This window comes from Cryobacterium suzukii, from assembly GCF_004403185.1.
Taxonomy (GTDB): Bacteria; Actinomycetota; Actinomycetes; order Actinomycetales; family Microbacteriaceae; genus Cryobacterium; species Cryobacterium suzukii.
Genome location: NZ_SOHJ01000001.1, coordinates 109,611 through 128,811 on the forward strand (window position 1 = coordinate 109,611; position 19,201 = coordinate 128,811).

The following is a 19,201-nucleotide window of genomic DNA, read 5'->3' on the forward strand; positions in this document are numbered from 1 at the left end:
GTGAGAAAACTGAAGACCTCACGCAAATTACTCTGGGATGTCGTGCTGCACGTGCTCGTCTTCACCGGCGCCTGAGCACAGAATCGCCGAGCCCGCCCAGAACGAGCGGGCCCAGCGACTACCTTAAAACGAGGTCGAGCCGTCGTCGTCGTCACGCTGGCGGCGGCGACGACCGATCAGGAACCACCAGAACGCGAACGCTACGAGAATCAGCAGCAGGCTGCCGCCGGCGATGGTGCTGGTCTGCGCCCAGTTCGTGAGGCTCATCCAGCCGGTATTGGCCTCGGCGCTCGTGTCGACGTCGTCTGACTCGGCAGTGCCCGACGCCGAACCATCGTCCGTGTCCGTGACGCTGGAGCCACCGGTCACCACGAGCTCGCCAGCCTCCGTCGGCTCCACAGTCTCGGTTACGCCGAAGGCGCTGAGCACCTGATCGCGGCGGGCGGCGGCTACGGAGCCGCTGACCGTCACGGTGTCGGCGGCCATGCCATCGGCACCCGTCTCACCGACAGTCGCAACGGGCACCGTGAGCACAACCGTCGCCGACAAAGCGCTGCCTCCGACACCGTTGATGGCGGTCACCCGAAAGTCGTAACTCGCGCCGAGCACGAGGCCCGCAACGACGCAGCTTCGGGCCGGGGCCGCCACCGTGCAACCGAGGCCGCTGGCGGCATCGAACACCCGGTAGCCGGTGATCGACGTGCCACCGTTCGCCGGCGCGGTCCATGAGACGGTCGCCGAGGCACCCTTCGCGACAATGGTGATGTTGTCTGGCACACCCGGCACGGTGGCCGCCACGAAAACGGATGCCGACGGCACGCTGGCCAGGCTCGCCGCGTAAGCGCTGATCGCAACCACGTCGAACGTGACGTTGGCGGTGAAGGGTGCCCGGTCGGTCAGGCCGGTGATCGTGCAACTCGTCGCCGGGGCGTCGGCAATGCACGTCTGGGCGCCGGGCGAGGCGGTCACCAGGTACCTCGACGTGCCAGCCAGTTCGGTCGGTGCGGTCCAGCTCACGGTGGCTGTTCCGGCGCCGGCGACGGCGGTCACCGCGGTGGGCATTGACGGTGCCGCGTGTACGGCGAGACTGAACTCACTCGTGCTCTGAAGCGGGCTGAGGCTTCCTTTGGTGGCGGTCAGTAGAACGGGATAGTCGCCAGCCAGACCGCCTCCGGTCACCGAGACGGCGCCAGCCAAGGCGGCCTTGATGGCCTCGGAGGGGCCGGAGAGAGTGAGGTCGGAGGTGCCATTGCCGGTCACCGCCACGGTCGGGTCGTCGTCCCAGTACCCGTCCTCGTCGGCATCGAGAATGGCGAACGTCACGGCACCACCTGCCTGGTACAGGCGGGCGGTGGCGTAGGACTCCGATTTGAAGGCCGTAGGGTCGACCATGATCGGCAGGCCGCTCGGCCGCCCGATCAGGGCGCTGGGGGTGGTGTCGCTCGGCCCGGCGAGGCCGGCGAAGGCCATCCCCGCGGGCGAATCGGTGCCTGCGGCGACGGCATTACGTGCCACGACCTGAAATCCGTAGAGGGTGCCGGACACGAGGCCCTCAATAACGCAGCTCGTGGCGGGGGCCCATGCCGTACAGCCGAGGCCGCTCCCAGCGTCGAACACCGTGTAGCCGGTGATCGGCGTTCCGCCGTTTTCTGTAGGCGCAGCCCACGCCACGGTAGCCGAGTCGCCCCGCTGAAGCACGGTCACGTTGCTGGGAATGCCGGGTGCCGTCTGGGTGATGAAGGTGCCGGTTCCGATGGCAGATTTGGCGGTGCTGACCTCGTTGGGCATACCGCCGAACTCGATCAGGGCCGTCTGGACCGCGCTGTTTCCGCCGTGGAAGTCGTTCCACAGGCCGAGAGCGGTGTTGTAGTTGGTGGCAGCGTAGTGCTCGCTTGGGTTGTTATTCGGTTCGCCGGTTTGCCAACTGGAGAAACTCCCATCCACCGCGGATCCGTTAAAGACACCTTCCCAGAACTGGGTGCCCGCCTCTGGTCCGCGCACCCAGTACCAGTTGCCCTCGGCGGCTTGGCCGCTGGTCTGGCTGGTGTACTGAACGTCAGAATTCTGGTTGATGTACGTGTCCTGGTCTGAAGCGCCGAGCCAGGCGTTCGCGGCATTGGTGTAGGTGGCCGTGAAGGCGTTCTCGGCCGCACTCGTGATGGTGGCGAGGTAGCCTTTCATGCCGTAGGACGTCTGGCTGGTGGCGTAGTTATCCGCAGCAGCCCACGTGAGGGCGCCACCAAGATTGTAGGCCGCGTAGTAATGCCCGTTGTCGGGGTTATAAAACGCATTCTCGACCTTCTCCGAGACCGAGACGCTCACGTCGAAGGTCTGGGCCGCGCCCGCCGGAGCATTCCACACCAGGTATTGGTCGAGCACCGCGGTCACCACGCTCTGACTACCCGAGAAACCCAGGGATGGCGTGTCGGTGAAACTGAGGTAACCGGTTTCCAGGGTCAGACCGGTGGTGTTGGTGACCGAGAGGGTGCCGGCATTTGCTGGGAGAGAAATAGTGGCGACGAGTTTCGGGCTGGGTACGGTGCCGAAACGCTGCAGCTGCACCGAGAATGGCACGGTGGTCGCCGTTGCCGAGGGCGTCGTGAGGGCGCCCTCCACGAAGGCGCTACCCGAGCCGGTGCCGACCGCGAGGGGCATGCTGGCCGTCAGTGTTCCGGTCGCCGAGGCCGACACGGCCGTGCTCTGCTGGTTCGGACCTCCGAATTCGACGAGGTATGCCTTGACCTCAGGCCAGTTGATGGGCAAGTCGTTCCAGCGCCCCAAAACGCCGTCGTAGTTGGTGTTGGCATAGTGTTCCCCGCCGTTGGCGTTATTCGGTTCGCCCAGGCGCCAGCTGGAGAACTGTCCCGCTGCCGGTGAGCCCTCCATACCGCCGTTCCAGAAGCGGGTCCCGGCCTCTGGGCCGGTCTCCCACTGCCACTGTCCTTCGACCGTGGCATCGGTGGCGCCGATCCAGAGGTTCGCACCGTTAATATTGTTCTTCGAGAACAGGTTCTCTTGCTTGCTGGTCAGCGTCGCGAGATAGCCGGTGAGGCCAAACTGAGTGGATGCTGCGGCTTTTTCGCTCGCAGCGGTCCAAGAAATCGCGGCCGACTCGGTGACCGCCTGGTAGTAGTGACCGTTGGCGGCGTTGAAGAACGTACCTTCCTTGTATTCGGTCACGGTCACGTCGAGTTCGATCGGGGCGCCAGACAGCGGTGCCGTCCAGGTCACGTTCGAGGCGAGTACTTGCGTGACCGATTCCGTCGTGCCGTGGAACGCGATGGATTGCACGCCAGACCACGCGGTGTAACCAAATTCGAGGGTGACCCCCGAGGCGCCCGGATCAATGCCGAGCGATCCGCCGTCCAACGGCAGACTGACCACGGCGACAAGGTTGGCGGTCGCTACAGCGTCAATCCCGCTGAGCACTACAGGCACCGACACCGGGTTCTGGCCCGTGACAATGCCGTCGGTGACGCCAGCTCCGATTGCCGGGCCGACCGTGATAGACGGCGCGGCGACTGCGTGCGCTGGCAAGCCGAGCACCACAACGGGCAAAAAGACCAGGGCCACGATGACCGCCATAGCGGTTGCGAGCCGGCGGGTACGCCCCCAGCAAGTGGCGCGGTCAAACGTCTGCGTGGTGTGTGGCACCATGATTTCCTCTTCTCACACATTCGGGCGCCATAGCCCAAATACCCCAAAGATCAGCATGGCAGTGCCCACGTGCCCGAATCGTGGTTATGTACACCCAATAAGGGGAGTGGCCCCTCAGGCTGCCGACGATCGCTCGGGTACCCACAGTGATCCTTACTACCTGACAGAGATATGACTTCCACAACCGGCGCCGCTGACCATCGTTTTAGCGGATGGCCAGAGCCGACTGGTCACGCCGGCCGCGGCCGTGTCGATCTAGGTGAAGGCCTGAGCGGCCTATCCCTGATACTCCCATTGCACTGTCAGCGCGCACAGCTAGTACCGGTGTTACCTCAGTCGTGCGAAAGGCCACCCTGCCCACAGCGCTTGCTGAGGTCTTCCAGAAGGAACGTGTCATCAGCGGTGACCGCGGTACGACGATAGCCGGTGGGATGCCAACCCGCGCGATCATCCTCATCGATCTGACCGGCACATGGCTGATACGAAACGGCGCCGAGGCCAGCCTGGCCATGGGGCCTAAGCGACACACCCAAAACAGGGCCCAGACCATTGATGAGCAACTCGGCGATAATGTTGTCGGTCTCTACCACCTGTCAGCGCTGACCGGCAGCCCGCTCATCACCCTGTTTCAACGCGAAGAAGACGCACTGCCAACTCGGCCAGACTTTCATCGTCTCGTCAACGACCCGTTATCGCAACGGCCTGTTGCGAGAGCTCCCACAAGCATTCAATATGGGGTGCGTGGAATGTAGTGCCGACATGGCTAGCCGAGAAATCAGGGCTGCGTACAGTCAAACTAAAAAAGCAAGAGTCTAAAAGACTCATGCGCTGACCCGGGTTGGTCACCGCTGGCCCGAGCGCGCTGGCGATTTCGGGTCACGGCGCGGCATCCGCTTATTTGAGGCGAACCGGGCGGAAACGTTGCGCGGCTAGGCTGGAGTCGACGAGAAGGGACGCCTGATGGCACGACGCGACGAAATCGAATGCTGGCTCACCGACATGGACGGTGTGCTCGTACACGAGAATCAGGCCCTCCCGGGGGCGGCCGAGCTGCTGCAGCAATGGACCGACGCTGGCACGCCGTTTCTAGTGCTCACCAATAACTCCATCTTTACGCCCCGCGACCTGAGCGCCCGGCTGCGCTCGAGCGGGCTGAACGTGCCCGAGGACCGCATCTGGACCTCCGCGCTCGCAACGGCAGACTTTCTGAAGTCTCAGGCCTCCAATGGCACGGCCTTCGTGATCGGCGAGGTCGGCATCACGACCGCGCTGCACGAAGCCGGGTTCATCATGACCGAGGCTGACCCCGACTATGTAGTGGTCGGCGAGACGCGCAACTACTCGTTCGAGGCGATCACGAAGGCGATTCGGCTGATCCTCGGCGGAGCGCGGTTCATCGCGACCAATCCGGATGCGACCGGACCGAGCAAGGACGGCCCGATGCCGGCAACCGGCGCGATTTCGGCGCTGATCACCAAGGCCACCGGCATGGAGCCCTATGTCGTCGGCAAGCCCAACCCGATGATGTTCCGCTCGGCGATGAACAAGATCGGTGCGCACTCGGAGAACACGGGCATGATCGGTGACCGCATGGACACCGACATCGTCGCGGGCATCGAGGCCGGGCTGCACACGATTCTTGTAATGACCGGTATCAGCGACGAGGCCGAGATCAACCGGTACCCGTTTCGGCCAGACGAGATCGTGGCCGGCGTGCACGAGCTGCTCTCGACCGAGCCGATCGAGAGCGACGAAATCTAGGCGCCTCCAGCCGGTTTGTTTAGCGATCCGTGTGCGTGCGCCGGTGCTGGAATCAGTACACCGTGTATCCACCGTCGGCTACGAGCACCGAGCCGGTGATGAACGACGCAGCCTCACTCGCGAGGAAGACGACACAGGGTGCGATCTCCTCTGGCAGGGCGAACCGCTGCTGCGGCGCGTCCTCGACCCAGTAGCGCTGAAATTCCGGCCGGTCGACGGGAGACATGTCCGTTTTCACGTAGCCAGGGGCAACGGCGTTGACCCGAATTCCCAGCGGTGCCCACTCGGCGGCGAGGGAACGGGTCAGGTGATGCACCGCAGCCTTGGAGGCGTTGTACGCCGGCTGCATCTGCGGGCGGTTCACGATAATGCCCGACATCGAGCCGATGTTGACGATGGCCCCCTTGCCCTCAGTGCGCATGTGCGCGCCCACCGAGAGGCTCGCCTTCCAGAGCGCACGCACGTTGAGATCCCAGACCGCGGCCCACTCGTCGTCGGTCACGTCGAACGCCGGTGCGTGGTAGCAGGTGCCGGCGTTGTTCACCAGAATGTCGATCTTGCCGAGGCCGGCGATGGCCTCCTCGGTCATGCGCGCGACCTGGTCGTCTTTCGTGATGTCGGCCTGGATCGTGACGAAGTCGTGGCCGGCAGCCGCTGCCTCCACGGCGACGGCAGCGTTGCGCTCCGCGCTGCGCCCGGCGATCGCGACGTGTGCGCCGGCCTGGGCCAGCGCGAAGGCGAAGGCCCTACCCAGGCCCTGGTTGCCGCCGGTGACCAGGGCTGTTTTGCCCTCGAGGCTGAATACGTTCATGGTGGTGCTCCGGTTTCTCTCTGGGTTAGTTCGGGTAGACGATGGACTTGAGGCTGTCGTCGTTTCGGTCGCTGTCGAGGGCTTCCGCGACGTGCTCGAGATCAAATTTGCCGGTCACGAGGGAGTCGAGGTCAACCTGTCCGGAGGCGACGAGGTGGATGGCCGTTGGCCAGGTGTCCACGTAACGGAAGATGCCGGTGACCGTAATTTCCAGGTTCTGAATGTGCGACACCGGCAGAATCATCTCGGGACTCCCGAGCCCCACCAGAACGACCGTGCCGGCCGGTCGTACCGAGCGGATGCCGCTGTCGACGGCCCGCGCAGACCCGCTCGCGTCGATGAACGCGTTCACGTCGAGGTTGAGTGCTGCCGGGTCTTCGGCCACAGGATCGATGACCCGGGTGGCGCCGAATTTCAAGGCCCGCTCCCGCTTCGCCGCTATGAGGTCCGAGACAATGATCTCGCTTGCCCCGAAGGCCCGCGCGGTCTGGGCGGTGATGATGCCGATCGGACCGGCCCCGGCGATGAGGATCGAAGAGCCCGGAACGATCTGGGCCTTACGGACACTCGCGATGGCAACGGAAAGCGGCTCCAGCAGGGCAGCGGCCTCAAACGACACCGAGTCGCCAATCGCGTGGGCGAATTCGGTCTGGATCGTCACGTAGCCGCAGAAGGCCCCGTCAATGGGCGGCGTCGCGTAGAACTCCATCTTCGAGCACAGGTTGTACCGACCGGCACGGCATTCGCGGCACAGGCGGCACGGACGCTGGGGTTCCACGGCCACCCGCTCCCCGATGCGGGCGGGGTCGACGTCGACTCCGACCCCCACGATGGTGCCGCTGAGCTCATGGCCGAGAACCAGGGGCGCGTCGACGATGAAGTCACCGATTCGGCCTTCGCGGTAGTAATGCACGTCTGAGCCGCAGACGCCGACCGCGGCGACCTTGACCAGCACCTCGTCGGCATCGACCGTGGGCACGGGGCGCTCCTCAATCGTCAGCTCCTGTTGTTTCAGCAAAACGCTCGTGCGCATTGTCGTCGGCCGCGTGGGTGAGTTGGTCATAATTGCTCGCATTTCTACACGGAGTGTGGAATGGACGTCATTGTCGCTCGACCAGGGTCAGGCAGCTGGACCGGCTCCCATGATGCTGGCCGTGAGCGGCTCGGCCGCGGCTCGGCTCGCGAAGCAGTAGTAGTAGCGGGGCTCATCGGTCCACTGTTCTTCGCTGATCGGATAGCTCCCCTGCATCTGCAGATTCGGGTAGGCGCCGGCCGCATTCAGGTCGAGGATGCCGGGTGCCGTGCACAGCAGGTTGATCTGGGCCGCGAGTGCTGCCTCCCCCGGAAAGGCCGTGGTCGCGTCGCCGCCAAAGTTGCCGCGATACACGAGCTGGGCCGTGTGTGCGGCTGCACAATCGAAGACCGTGAAATCCTCCGCCCACGGGGACGCATACGGTTCGAGGCACTCGCCACCAAACAGGGTGTTCCACTCGTGCACTCCAGCAGCCTGCGCCGCAGTGATCTCCGGGGTCGGCGTGGGTGTGAGCGTCGGCGTCGGCGTCGCGGATTGGGTCGGTGCCGGCGCCGCTACCGGGCTCGCGACGAGACGCTGGCCGAGATAGAACAGCCCCACGAGCACGACGAGGGCGAGTAATCCGACGGATGTCCAGACCAGGGCCGCCTGGGTCGCTCCGGGAGCGCCGCGCCGGGACCGGTGGCGGCTCTGCGCCTCGGTGTGCGTTGGCTGGTCGGCTTCGGCTTCGGCTTCGGCTTCGGCTTCGGCTTCGGCTTCGGCCAAGCGGATGCTCGCCCCAGAGTCGGGCGCGTCAGCATCCTGTGCAGAGACGGGAAGCAGCTCGGTTGCGGCCGTGACCTGCTGTTCGACCGCCTCGGGCGCGACAGCGGCCACCGGTGCCGGTGTGGTTAGCTCGGGCGTGATCGGCTCGGGCGTGATCGGGTCGGGCGTGATCGGGTCGACACCTGCAGCGGGCTGTGGGGCCAGGTCTGGCTCACTATCGGTCGGCGGAACGGCTTGCTGCTCGACAGCAGTGGCTGGTTCATCGTCATCCGCTGAATCGGAGTATCCACTGGGCTCAACCTCAGCGCTGTCAGCTTCAGGTTCGACCGGTTGCGGCAGCGGAGTCGTCCACCAGGGAGGCGGCCCGGCGGGCGCTGCCGGAACGGGCGGCTCAACGGGCTCTGCAACCTCGGGCTCGGCTGCGACCGGCTTGGCGCGACGCGCGCGGCGACCAAAGCGGCTCGCGGGTGCGGCGGCATCCGTTTTCGCGTCGTCCGTCTTGACGGCGTCCGTTTTCGCGTCATCTGAAGCTTCGGCGGCTGAGTCATCAGGCGAGTCAGCAGCAGCGGCGCCCGGGTTGAGCTGCGACGCGAGCCAGTCGATTCCCCGCTCGTCGTCTGGTCCCACTAGTTGAGCCCTAGATCCTCGAGGGAGATCGCGGCGAAGTAGGGGTAGCCAGCAGCCTCGATCACTTCGCGGGCACCGGTGTTGCGGTCGACCACGACGGCGACGCCAGCGATCTCGGCACCAACCTTGAGCAAGGCTTCGACGGCGGCGAGAGGGGAACCACCGGTGGTCGAGGTGTCTTCGAGCACGATCACGCGCTTGCCGGCGAGGTCGGGGCCTTCAACCTGGCGGCCGCGGCCGTGATCCTTGGGCTCCTTGCGCACGACGAACGCGTCATAGGTCGCGCCGCGGGCAGCACCCTGGTGCATGACCGCAGCGGCGATCGGGTCGGCCCCCATGGTCATGCCTCCAACAGCAACCACATCCGGAACATCCTTGATGAGGTCGAGCATGACCTGCCCGATCAACGGCGCAACCCGATGGTCGAGGCTCACCCGGCGTAGGTCCACGTAATATGTGGCCTTTTTGCCGCTGGTGAGAACGAAGTCTCCGTGAAAAACGGCCTCGGCCGAGATGAAGTCGATGAGTTTCTGCCGTGTATCAGTCACAATCGCCAGTTTAGGGCATGCCCAGCAGGCCGAACGTGGTCGCCAACAGGCGCGACGGGAGAAGGCTTTTTCACGTGGTGTTCGAGTTTTCGGGCGGCAATCGGGCCTGCCTCCCACTACCGCTGCTGGAATACGCGCCGCGACACCCCGATGCTGCAGAGGGACAGGGCCGCGATCGCCACGAGGTAGTACCCCGGCACGAGCAGCGAACCGGTCGTGCTGATGAGGAACGTGAGAATGAACGGGGCGAATCCGCCGAACACGGTCACGCCGATGTTGTAACCGAGCGACAACCCCGTCGTGCGAATCTGCACGGGGAACATTGCTGACATGATCGCCGGCAGCGGCGCGAAGTACGCCGTGGCCAGCGCGCCGAGAACCAGCTCGATGCCGATCATGGTCACAAGGTTGGGCGACTGGTTCAGCAGTATGAACAGGGGAACGCCGAGTACGAGCGTTCCCGCGGCCGCCCAGGTCATCACTCGGGCCGGTCCCACCCGGTCGGCGAGCTTACCGATGAACGGCGAGCCGACGCTCATGATCACGCCGAACACCAGCGTGGAGACGAACGCCGCAGCGGTGGGCATGCCCAGATTCACGATGGCATAGGTGGGCATGAACAGTGCAATGTACACGCCCACCGACCCGAGCGCCACGACGCCCACCATTGTCCAGAGGCGTCCAGCATTCGCGATGAAGGTCTCTTTCAGCGGTGACGTCGACGGCGTCATGGTCAGAAATTCCGGGGTGTCCTGCATCTTTGAGCGGATGTACCAACCCACCGGGCCGATCAGTAGCGCGAAAATGAACGGAACACGCCAGCCCCAGCTTTCGAGGCTTTGCTGGCTCAGGTAGTTGTTCAGGACGAAACCAAACAGCCCGGCTAGTAGTATCGCGGCGCCCTGTGTGGCCACCTGCCAGCTTCCGTAGAACGCCTTGCGGTGCGGTGCGTACTCGATGAGGAACGCGGTCGCGGTGCCGAATTCCCCGCCGGCGGCGAAGCCGGTCAGCAACCGGGCCACGAGAATGATCGCGGCAGCGGTCACCCCGATCGTGGCGGCCGTGGGGGCCAGCACGATCAAAAGCGTGCCGAGGAACATCACCGAGATGGACACGAGCATGCCAGCCTTGCGCCCGGCGCGGTCCGCATAGCGCCCGATCAGGATGCCGCCGAGCGGCCGCATGATGAATGAGACGCCGAACGACGCGAAGGCGAGCAGCAGCGACGCCGTCTCGTCGGCCGTGGGAAAGAACAACTTCGCGATGGTCACGGCGAAGGTGCCGTAGACGATCACGTCGAACCATTCCAGCCCGTTGCCAATGGATGCGGCCACGACCGCCTTTCGGGCCTGCCTGCGCCTTTCGGCGAGGGCGGGGCCATCCGTTTGGGACGTGCCGGAAACGGCGGGGACTGCTGACGCGTTGGTCATGGGATTCTTTCTGTGCCGAAGAGGTGTGCGATCAGGTCAGTGCTGGTGCGCGAGCTGCCGGGCGAGCGCGCGCATGAAATCTTCACAGGCACTGATTTGCGCCAGATCGATGAACTCGTTTGCGGTGTGACCCTGACGGATGCTGCCCGGACCACAGACCACGGTGTCGATTCCGGCCAGTTGAAACAGGCCACCCTCGGTTCCGTAACCGACGGTCTCTTCAGAACTTGTTCCGGTGAGCTCGTGCACCAGCTGCAGTGCGGCGCCGGTTCCCGCCGCGCTCAGGGAGGGAACGGCGCCGATCGGAGCGAACGACACGTCGGCGATTGCATGTTCGGCCCGCATCGCCGGGCGTAGCTCCCCGAGCACGAAATCTTCGATGCGGGAAAAGATCGCGGAGGTGGACACTCCCGGAATCGCGCGAAATTCGAATTCAAAATCACATCGCTCGGCGACCGTGTTCACGGCCGCCCCGCCCGAAATCGTGCCCACGTTAATGGTTGTGTACGGCACCTCGAAGCTTGCATCGAAGGGCCCGTTCACGCGGTGCTCGTCGGCAATCGAACGAATAAACGCTATGGCCCTGGCCGCGTACTCGATGGCGTTGACGCCATTGGGTGTGTTGGAGGAGTGCGAGGCCAGCCCCGTGAAACTCACTCGATACAGGTGGCTGCTCTTGTGCGCCGACACCGCACGCATGCTGGTCGGCTCCCCCACTATGCACATGGACGGCCGGATGCCCCGCGCGGCCAGGTCGGCCAACAGGGTGATGGCTCCGTGACATCCCACCTCTTCGTCGTAGGTCCACGCGAGGTGCAGCGGTGTCGCAAGCGGCCGGGACACGAGCTCGGGCAGCAACGCCAGAATGACACCGCTGAACGCCTTCATATCGGCGGCGCCCCGGCCATAAAGCCGGTTCTCGCGCACCTCGGCGGTGAACGGGTCGCTGCTCCAGGCCTGCCCATCCACGGGAACCACATCGGTGTGGCCGGCGAGCATCACGCCACCCGTCGTCGACCCATCGTGAGCCGGGATCGTGACGACGAGGTTGGCCTTCGTACCGTCGGAGTTGGGTACGAGCACCGGATCCAGCCCATGCACCCGTAACTCCGCATCGATCACGTCGATCAACTCCCGGTTCGAATTGCGACTGGTGGTGTCAAAAGCGATCAGGCGGGTGATCCACGCCAGGGTGGTTGGCGCGAGAACGGCGGATTCAGTGATGAGAAAACCTTTCGAGGGAGGGGTATTGGCTAGCTGATGCCGAGCTGCACGAAGCAGAACCACACGAGCACGGGCACGACGGCGATCATAACGACAGCCCAGACCAGCAGCGCGCGGAAGAACAGCCGCTCATCTTTGGGCGGGGCGCTGGCCATGAGCAGTGCGCCGCTCGTAGACATGGGGCTGACATCCACCACGGACGAACTTATGGCGATTGCCGTAATCACGCCGATGGGGCTGAGCAGCGGGTCGACTGCGATGGGCGTGACGAGCGGACTGATCACGCTCAGGGTGCCGGTGGTCGACGCGAACGCCGAGACAATCGCTACGACGTAGCTCGTCACGAGGGCCGCGATCGAGCTGTTACCGAGCTCGGCGATACCGTTCTGCAGTTCCTCGAGCGCGCCGATGGCTTCGAGCATGCCAACGTAGGTGACGATGCCGGTAACCAGCAGAATGGCCGACCAGGGCATGCTTTCCACAGCCGACTTCTGCACGCTCGAGTTCACGACGATGAGCGCGAGGGCGACCACGAACGACGCCACCCCCACATCGATACCGAGCACGGTAGTGAGCACGAGCATCACCCCGAGGCCGGCTAGCGTGAGAATTCGAATCGGCGTCGCGGCCACCTTCACCGGTGCCGTCTTCACCGGCCTAGTGAGAACGGATGTCCCCGCCCGAGTTCCGGCGGCAGTGCCGCCGGAGCCCGTCATGACCTCGCTGGTAACTCCGCTCGACAGCTCGGCCGCACGGCGAAGACGCTTTCCCATGATCTTCTGCGCTGCCGCATAAGCAACGAAGGCAAGAAGCGCGTTGAACACGAAACAATAGATGAAGAACTTGAGTGAGTCGGCGCTGGCACCGGCATCGTCCAGCATCACGTTCGCGAGCACGCCGAACGGATTGACCGGCGAGAACGCGCCGGCATTAGCGCCCTGCACCACCACGAGGCCCATGGCCAGGGTGCTGATTCCAAAGCGGCTACCGAGGGCAAGCGCTACCGGAGCCACGATAGCGATCGCGGCCGGGGTGAAGGCGCCCGCCGTGGCGAGCACGGCCGTGAGCAGGAACATGAGCACGGGTACCAGCACCTTGCGATGGCCCGCGAGGCGCTCGGCCCAGTACGCGAGCAGGTCGATCGTTCCGTTAATGCGCACGATGGCAAAAAGCAGCGTTGCTCCCACGAGAACGAAGAACAAGCCAGACGGAAACTCGCTGATCACCTCTGTGATGGGCAGGCCGGCCACGAGCGTGCCGACGCCGAAGGCCGCCACGAGCGCGATGAGCCCGGCGTTGATCTTGGAGAACGAGCCGATGGCGAAGGCCGCGATCAACACGAGGAAGGCGACGAGTGGGATGGACATGCGACTGCCCTACGCGTCGGTGCGAATGCGCGGAACCAGAGATGTCAGTGTGCCGGCCAGCAGCCCACCGGCGTTCGTGATCGCCGGGGTGTGGCCGAGTAGTTGGAGAATTTCCCAGGTGGTCGCTGTTGCCGCGGTGATCACCGGCAGGCCGAGCTCGTCCTCGACCGCCTGCACGGCGGGAAGCGAGGGCATCTGCACGCAGGCTGAAAGCACGATAACGTCGGCTCCCTCGTGCTTCAGGTTGCGCGCGAACTCGGGCAGATTAAGCGGATTGAGGCATCCCACGGCAAGGTTGTCGTCCACGCCCAGGCTCACGGTGTCGAGCACCTCGATACCCGCTCCCTCGATGTAGTCGCTCACCATTTGGGTGAGCGGTTCCATGTACGGGGCCACCATCACCACGCGGCGGGCGCCGAGCTGCTGCAGGGTGCGCACGAGAGCGCCGGCGCTGCTCGTGACCTCGGCGGGGTGAGCGTTGTCGGCGGCCGCCTGGCGGATAACGTTCTCGGCGGGCTCGTGCGCGCCGGGGCCCTGCGCCATGACGGCTACGAGGCAGGCATACGCGATCACGTCTACGTCGGCGTCGGAGACAGCCGTGGCGCAGTCGGCGGCCTTCGCGGCCATAGCGAGTAATTCCTCCGTCGTCACGTTTTTCAGTGCGGCGCGGGCGGAATGAAAGGTGTAGGTGTGGCCGGTTGCCGCGGTCTGGCGTCGAAAGAGCTCCGGCAGCTCGGTCTCCATGGTCGTGTTAGAACTCGGGACGATCAGGCCGATTCGCGAGGAGCCAAGCCGGCTGGCAGACGTCATGGCGTCCGCTGTGAGGTTGGACTGTGTCATTGCTGTCTCCACGTCGTTGTGTGCTGGGCTGAGCGAGTTGAACATTGCAACCCATCAGACAGGTCACAGTCCCATCCTGTGGGTTACGTTAGGTTCTGTCAAGACGCTGGCACCCGTCGGGATCGGCACGGCTCTATTCTGGAGTCGATGGACCCAGCAGAAACGTAGGAGCAACGATCGTGTCAACGGAACAGGTCAGTCGCCGGTCACCCACGCTGGTACTGCACAAAATCACCGAAATTCTCAACTGTTTCCGGGTGGATGCACCCGAACTCACCCTGCAGCAGGTGATCAAGAAAACCGGCCTACCATCGAGCACCTGCCAGCGCCTCGTGCAGGACATGGTGCATGAGGGGCTACTGGATCGCGATCAGGATCGGTACCGCATTGGAATTGCAGTGGTGCGCTGGGCTGCGCCCGGCACGCTCGGCCTCGACTCAGTGCAGCTTGTGAAGCCGGTGCTGCAGGAGCTGCGCGACGCGACCGGCGAGACGGCATGCTTTTACGTTCGCGACGGCGCGTTCCGCACCATCGTGGCCGTAGCCGAGACGCGGCACGTGGTGATCCGGCCGTTCGTGGTCGGCATGGTCATGCCGCTGCACGCCGGCGCTCCCGGCAAGATTTTTCTCGCCTTCGATCCGGACGCCCGCGCCGCCATCGAGAGGTCTGATCTTGAGGCATTCACGGGTTCCACACCGACCGATTTGGCAACCCTCGATGCCCAGGTCGAGGTCGCCCGCGAGCAGGGCTACTTCGCTGCCTTTGGCGAGCGCAACCTCGGCGTGGGCTCGATCAGCGCACCCGTCTTCACGCACATGGGCGAACTGGCCGGTGCTATCGGCCTGGGCTTTCCCACCCAGCGGGTCACGCCCGACGACGTTGACCGTCTCGGCCCCCTGGTGGCCCGGACGTCGATCGAGGCGAGCCGTCGCCTGGGCTACGACTCGGCAGTGCGCGGGTAGCCGGATTCTGCTGCTAGAAGATGCGAACGAGGTTGCGACGCTCGACCTGGCGGTAGCCATCGCGGTGCACCTCGACGACGAGGGCGACGATTGAAACAACAGCAACGAGCAAGATGGCGATGAGGATGAACACGGGGTGCCTTTCGAAGGAGGTGAACTGGCCCGGCACGGAGGCGACACTGCTCGTGTATGACTCTTTATTTGACCACCCCTGACGGTGCAGCACAATCGCTTTATTCTGCATGAATTGTTTAGACTGGCTACATGGACGTGCAGCGGCTCGAACTACTCCGCGAACTCGCCGACCGCGGCAGCGTCACCGCGGTCGCCCTCGCCACCCACCGCACCCCCTCGGCGGTCTCGCAGCAGCTCAAGGTGCTCGAACGTGAGGCTGGCCTGCCGCTCACCCAGCGGCAAGGACGCGGGCTCGTGCTCACCGACGCCGGCCGAGCCCTCGCCCGCAGCGCAACGGATGTCGCGGTATCGCTCGCGAAGGCAACCGCGCTCTGGGACGAATTTCGCAACAACGCCACCGGCGAAGTGAGCCTTGTCACCTTTCCAACAGCCGGTCAAATGCTGTTGCCCGGTGTAATTAAGAACCTAGGGCCTGGGCTCGTGCTCAACTGCGCCGACGAAGACCCCGAACTGAGCGACTTTCCCGCCTTCACCGCCGAGTATGACATTGTGTTGGCCCATGCAATGAGCGGGCAGCTGTCCTGGGCCGGCCGGGGCCTCACGGTCGTTCCGCTGATGACCGAGCCGCTCGATGTGGGGCTGCCGGTGGGGCATCCACTTGCCGATCGGGCCTGGCTGCGCCCAAGCGACCTCATCGGGGAGACCTGGATAGGGGTGACCGACGGGTACCCGTTCGAGCGCATTTTGCACGCGATCGAGCAGGAAGCTGGCGCTCACTTGTCGATGGCGCAGCGCTTTGCCGACCTCGCCTTGATCGAATCGTTTGTGATTGCCGGGCTCGGCATCGCCCTCGTGCCGCGCTATACCTCCGGCGGTGGCCAGCCCGGCCGCCTCGTATTGAAGCCCCTGCGGGGCATCGAATCCGAGCGCCAGATCGTGGCGCTCATGCGCCCCGACCGAGCCGAGCGCTTAGCCGTGCGCACCGTCATAGAGGCCCTGCGAGCCCAAGCCTCGCAGGTGCAACACTCTCACAGCGCGAAATAGGTGGGCCAGAGCACAAAAAGTGCCCGCGTGGAGGTCCAAACGGGCACTTTCTGCGCTCTTTCGGCGTTACTAGTTCTGCGGGAAGCCCAGGTTGATGCCGCCGTGGCTGGGGTCGAGCCACCGGCTCGTTACCGCCTTCTCGCGCGTGAAGAAGTTGACCCCGGCGGGGCCGTAGGCCTTGGCGTCACCGAACAGCGAATTCTTCCAGCCGCCGAAGGAGTGATACGCGACCGGCACCGGAATGGGCACGTTGATGCCGACCATGCCCACCTGCACCTCGTTCTGGAACCGGCGGGCGGCCCCACCATCGTTGGTGAAAATCGCGGTGCCGTTGCCGTACTGGCTGGCGTTGATGAGGTCGAGTCCCTCCTGGTAGCTGGCCACCCGCACGATCGACAGCACCGGTCCGAAGATTTCGTCGAGGTAGACGGCCGAGTCGACGCTGACCTTGTCGAACAGGGTCGGGCCAAGCCAGAAACCGTTGGGATCGCCGTCGACCTTGACGCCGCGACCGTCGATGACGATGTCGGCGCCGTCAGCCTTGGCGATGTCAATGTAGCCGGCCACCTTGTCGCGGTGCACCTTCGTGATCAGCGGGCCCATGTCGCAGCCGCGCGTGCCGTCGCCAACGGTAAGGCCCTTGACGCGTTCGGCGATCTTCGCGATGAGTTCGTCGGCGACGGGCTCGACGGCGACGATAACGCTGATGGCCATGCAGCGCTCACCGGCGGATCCGAAACCGGCGTTGACGGCGGCATCCGCTGTCAACTCGAGATCGGCATCTGGCAGCACGAGCATGTGGTTTTTCGCGCCACCGAGGGACTGCACGCGCTTGCCGTGCTTGGCGGCAGTCTCGTAGATGTAGCGGGCGATGGGCGTCGAGCCAACGAAGGAGATCGCCTGCACGTCGGGGTTTACGAGCAGCGCGTCGACGGCTTCCTTGTCGCCGTGCACGACGTTGAGTACACCGGCGGGCAGCCCGGCTTCGGTGAAGAGCTCCGCGAGCCAGTTCGACGCGGACGGGTCTTTCTCGCTCGGCTTGAGCACGACGGTGTTGCCGGCCGCAATGGCGATCGGAAAGTACCAGAGCGGCACCATCGCGGGAAAGTTGAACGGGCTGATGATGCCCACGACGCCGAGCGACTGACGAATCGAGTACACGTCGACGCCGGTCGAGACGTTTTCGGAGTACTCGCCCTTGGACAGGTGTGGCATGCCGAGCGCGAATTCGACGACCTCGAGCCCGCGAATGATCTCGCCGAGTGCGTCGGAGGTGACCTTGCCGTGTTCGGCGGTCAGGATCTCGGCCAGGTCACCCTTACGCGCGTTGAGCAGCTCGCGAAAGTTGTACATGATGGTCTGACGGCGGGCCTGGCTCATATCGCGCCAGGCCGGGTAGGCCGCCTGGGCGACCGCGACGGCGGCGTCGAGGTCGGCCGTGCTCGCGAGCAACACGTTCTTGGCGACTGTGCCGGTGGCCGGGTTGAAAACCGGCGCGGTGCGGGTGGAGGTACCGGTGGCGGCTGCGCCGTTGATGTAGTGCGAAATGGTGGGGAGGTCGGTCATGGTTGAGCCTTTCAGTGGATCGGTTAGGACAGCAGGTCGAGGCTGAGAACCTCGTCGTAAATGGCGAGCGCCTCGGCCACCTCGGCATCGGTGACGACGCAGGGCGGCACAACGTGGATGCGGTTCTCCATGAGGAACGGCAGCAGGCCGCGGCCGAGCAGTTCGGCCTTGACCCGGGCCATGACGGCGGCGCTCACCGGCTCGCGGGTCGCCGGGTCGGCCACGAGCTCGAGAACCCAGAAAACGCCGACACCGCGCACTTCGCCGATGATCGGATGCTTAGCCTGCAGCGCTTTCAGGCCCGGCTCGAGCACGTCACGGCCGATGCGGGCGGCGTTCTCGACGATGCCCTCGGCCTCCATCGCGTCGAGCGCGCCGACGATCGACGCCATGGCGAGCGGATGCCCACTGTAGGTGAGTCCGCCGGGAAAGACCGTCTCGTCGAAGGTGGCCGCGATGGTATCGGAGATGATCACGCCGCCGGTGGGCACGTAACCGGAGTTGACACCCTTGGCAAAGGTGATCAGGTCGGGCACGACGTCGTACGCCTGAAACGCGAACCAGTGGCCGGTGCGGCCGAAGCCGCACATGACCTCGTCGAGAATGAGCATGATGCCGTACTTGTCGCAGAGCGCGCGCACGCCGGGCAGGTAGCCGGTCGGCGGCATCATGATGCCGGCGGTTCCGGGAATGGACTCGAGCAAAATGGCGGCGATCGAGGCCACGCCCTCGCTCTGGATGACGCGTTCGAGGTGGTGCAGGGCACGCGCGCATTCCTCGGCCTCGCTGGTGGCCCAGAATTCGCTGCGGTAGAGGAACGGGCCGAAGAAGTGCACGTGGCCGCGCGAATACTCGTTGGGAATGCGGCGCCAGTCGCCGGTGGCGACGATGGCCGCTCCGGTGTTGCCGTGGTACGACTTGTAGAGCGAGAGCACTTTGTCGCGGCCGGTATAGAGGCGGGCCATGCGTATGGCGTTCTCATTGGCATCCGCTCCCCCGTTGGTGAAGAAGACCTTGTTGAACCCGGCCGGGGCGCGGTCGGTGATGCGCCTGGCCGCTTCGCCGCGGGTGAGATTGGCGGTGGACGGGGCGATGGTCGTCAGCAGGGCGGCCTGTTCGGTGATGGCTTTCACGACGGCCGGATGCTGGTGGCCGATATTCACGTTGACCAGCTGACTCGAGAAGTCAAGGTACGTTCGTCCATCGTGATCCCAAACGCGGCAGCCCAACCCGCCGGCGATAACGAGGGGCTTGAGCGCCGCCTGCGCCGACCAGGAATGGAAGACGTGCGCGCGGTCGAGTTCGCTGGTGTGCGCATTGAGAGTTTGTGTGCTGGTGTCAGTCACGTATATCGCTGGCTTTCTTTGTGGTGGTAGGAGGAACGGGGTGGTTGTCATATTGAGAAAGGTGTGGGGTCGGGCGACCTGCGCC

Annotated in this window: 16 protein-coding genes; 4 read left to right on the top strand and 12 right to left on the bottom strand. The window is 64.7% G+C overall.

Annotation, left to right across the window (positions count from 1 at the left end; all coding sequences use genetic code 11):
* Nucleotides 1-123: 123 nt before the first annotated feature.
* Entirely contained in the window at nt 124-3,657 is a 3,534-nt protein-coding gene (locus tag E3T39_RS00505) for a fibronectin type III domain-containing protein (protein WP_134512817.1), read from the bottom strand.
* A gap of 338 nt (nt 3,658-3,995) precedes the next feature.
* Between E3T39_RS00505 and E3T39_RS00510 the strand changes: the two genes are divergently transcribed.
* Nucleotides 3,996-4,409, top strand: a complete 414-nt coding sequence (locus tag E3T39_RS00510) for a hypothetical protein (RefSeq protein ID WP_134512818.1) — start codon at nt 3,996-3,998, stop codon at nt 4,407-4,409.
* A 208-nt stretch (nt 4,410-4,617) separates the two neighbouring features.
* Nucleotides 4,618-5,418 (top strand): HAD-IIA family hydrolase, encoded by an 801-nt coding sequence (locus E3T39_RS00515; protein WP_134512819.1) that lies wholly within the window; start codon nt 4,618-4,620, stop codon nt 5,416-5,418.
* 52 nt (nt 5,419-5,470) lie between these two features.
* Here the strand turns inward: E3T39_RS00515 and E3T39_RS00520 are convergent, their stop codons facing one another.
* From E3T39_RS00520 to E3T39_RS00555, 8 genes are all read right to left on the bottom strand, one after another.
* Complete coding sequence (locus E3T39_RS00520; protein WP_134512820.1) at nt 5,471-6,229, bottom strand: SDR family NAD(P)-dependent oxidoreductase; 759 nt, start codon at nt 6,227-6,229, stop codon at nt 5,471-5,473.
* Nucleotides 6,230-6,254: 25 nt separating this feature from the next.
* Nucleotides 6,255-7,292, bottom strand: coding sequence for an NAD(P)-dependent alcohol dehydrogenase (locus E3T39_RS00525; protein ID WP_134512821.1), 1,038 nt, complete (start codon nt 7,290-7,292; stop codon nt 6,255-6,257).
* Nucleotides 7,293-7,349: 57 nt separating this feature from the next.
* Entirely contained in the window at nt 7,350-8,654 is a 1,305-nt protein-coding gene (locus E3T39_RS00530) for a hypothetical protein (protein WP_134512822.1), read from the bottom strand.
* Nucleotides 8,654-9,202, bottom strand: a complete 549-nt coding sequence (pyrE, locus tag E3T39_RS00535) for an orotate phosphoribosyltransferase (RefSeq protein ID WP_134512823.1) — start codon at nt 9,200-9,202, stop codon at nt 8,654-8,656. The genes E3T39_RS00530 and pyrE overlap by 1 nt, the downstream gene beginning before the upstream one ends.
* A 116-nt stretch (nt 9,203-9,318) precedes the next feature.
* Complete coding sequence (locus E3T39_RS00540; RefSeq protein ID WP_134512824.1) at nt 9,319-10,632, bottom strand: MFS transporter; 1,314 nt, start codon at nt 10,630-10,632, stop codon at nt 9,319-9,321.
* A 36-nt stretch (nt 10,633-10,668) separates the two neighbouring features.
* Entirely contained in the window at nt 10,669-11,919 is a 1,251-nt protein-coding gene (gene argE / locus E3T39_RS00545; protein WP_241979427.1) for an acetylornithine deacetylase, read from the bottom strand.
* Nucleotides 11,886-13,223 (bottom strand): SLC13 family permease, encoded by a 1,338-nt coding sequence (locus E3T39_RS00550; RefSeq protein ID WP_134512825.1) that lies wholly within the window; start codon nt 13,221-13,223, stop codon nt 11,886-11,888. Before E3T39_RS00550 ends, argE begins: the two co-directional genes overlap by 34 nt.
* A gap of 9 nt (nt 13,224-13,232) precedes the next feature.
* Entirely contained in the window at nt 13,233-14,063 is an 831-nt protein-coding gene (locus E3T39_RS00555) for a maleate cis-trans isomerase family protein (RefSeq protein ID WP_198416068.1), read from the bottom strand.
* 179 nt (nt 14,064-14,242) lie between these two features.
* On the opposite strand from E3T39_RS00555, the gene E3T39_RS00560 reads away from it, so the two are divergent.
* Nucleotides 14,243-15,025, top strand: coding sequence for an IclR family transcriptional regulator (locus tag E3T39_RS00560; protein WP_134512826.1), 783 nt, complete (start codon nt 14,243-14,245; stop codon nt 15,023-15,025).
* Nucleotides 15,026-15,038: 13 nt separating this feature from the next.
* Here E3T39_RS00560 and E3T39_RS00565 read toward each other — a convergent pair whose 3' ends face one another.
* The gene (locus E3T39_RS00565; protein ID WP_134512827.1) at nt 15,039-15,269 is read right to left on the bottom strand and encodes a hypothetical protein; all 231 of its coding nucleotides are present in this window, start codon (nt 15,267-15,269) and stop codon (nt 15,039-15,041) included.
* A gap of 20 nt (nt 15,270-15,289) precedes the next feature.
* Between E3T39_RS00565 and E3T39_RS00570 the strand changes: the two genes are divergently transcribed.
* Nucleotides 15,290-16,204 carry a LysR family transcriptional regulator gene (locus E3T39_RS00570; RefSeq protein ID WP_134512828.1) on the top strand — a complete coding sequence of 305 codons (915 nt, stop codon included), beginning with the start codon at nt 15,290-15,292 and terminating at the stop codon, nt 16,202-16,204.
* 69 nt (nt 16,205-16,273) lie between these two features.
* On the opposite strand, the gene E3T39_RS00575 is transcribed toward E3T39_RS00570, so the two are convergent.
* Both E3T39_RS00575 and E3T39_RS00580 read right to left on the bottom strand, forming a co-directional pair.
* Nucleotides 16,274-17,770, bottom strand: a complete 1,497-nt coding sequence (locus tag E3T39_RS00575) for a CoA-acylating methylmalonate-semialdehyde dehydrogenase (protein ID WP_134512829.1) — start codon at nt 17,768-17,770, stop codon at nt 16,274-16,276.
* Nucleotides 17,771-17,793: 23 nt separating this feature from the next.
* Complete coding sequence (locus E3T39_RS00580) at nt 17,794-19,116, bottom strand: aspartate aminotransferase family protein (protein WP_241979428.1); 1,323 nt, start codon at nt 19,114-19,116, stop codon at nt 17,794-17,796.
* Between the last annotated feature and the right edge of the window lie 85 nt (nt 19,117-19,201).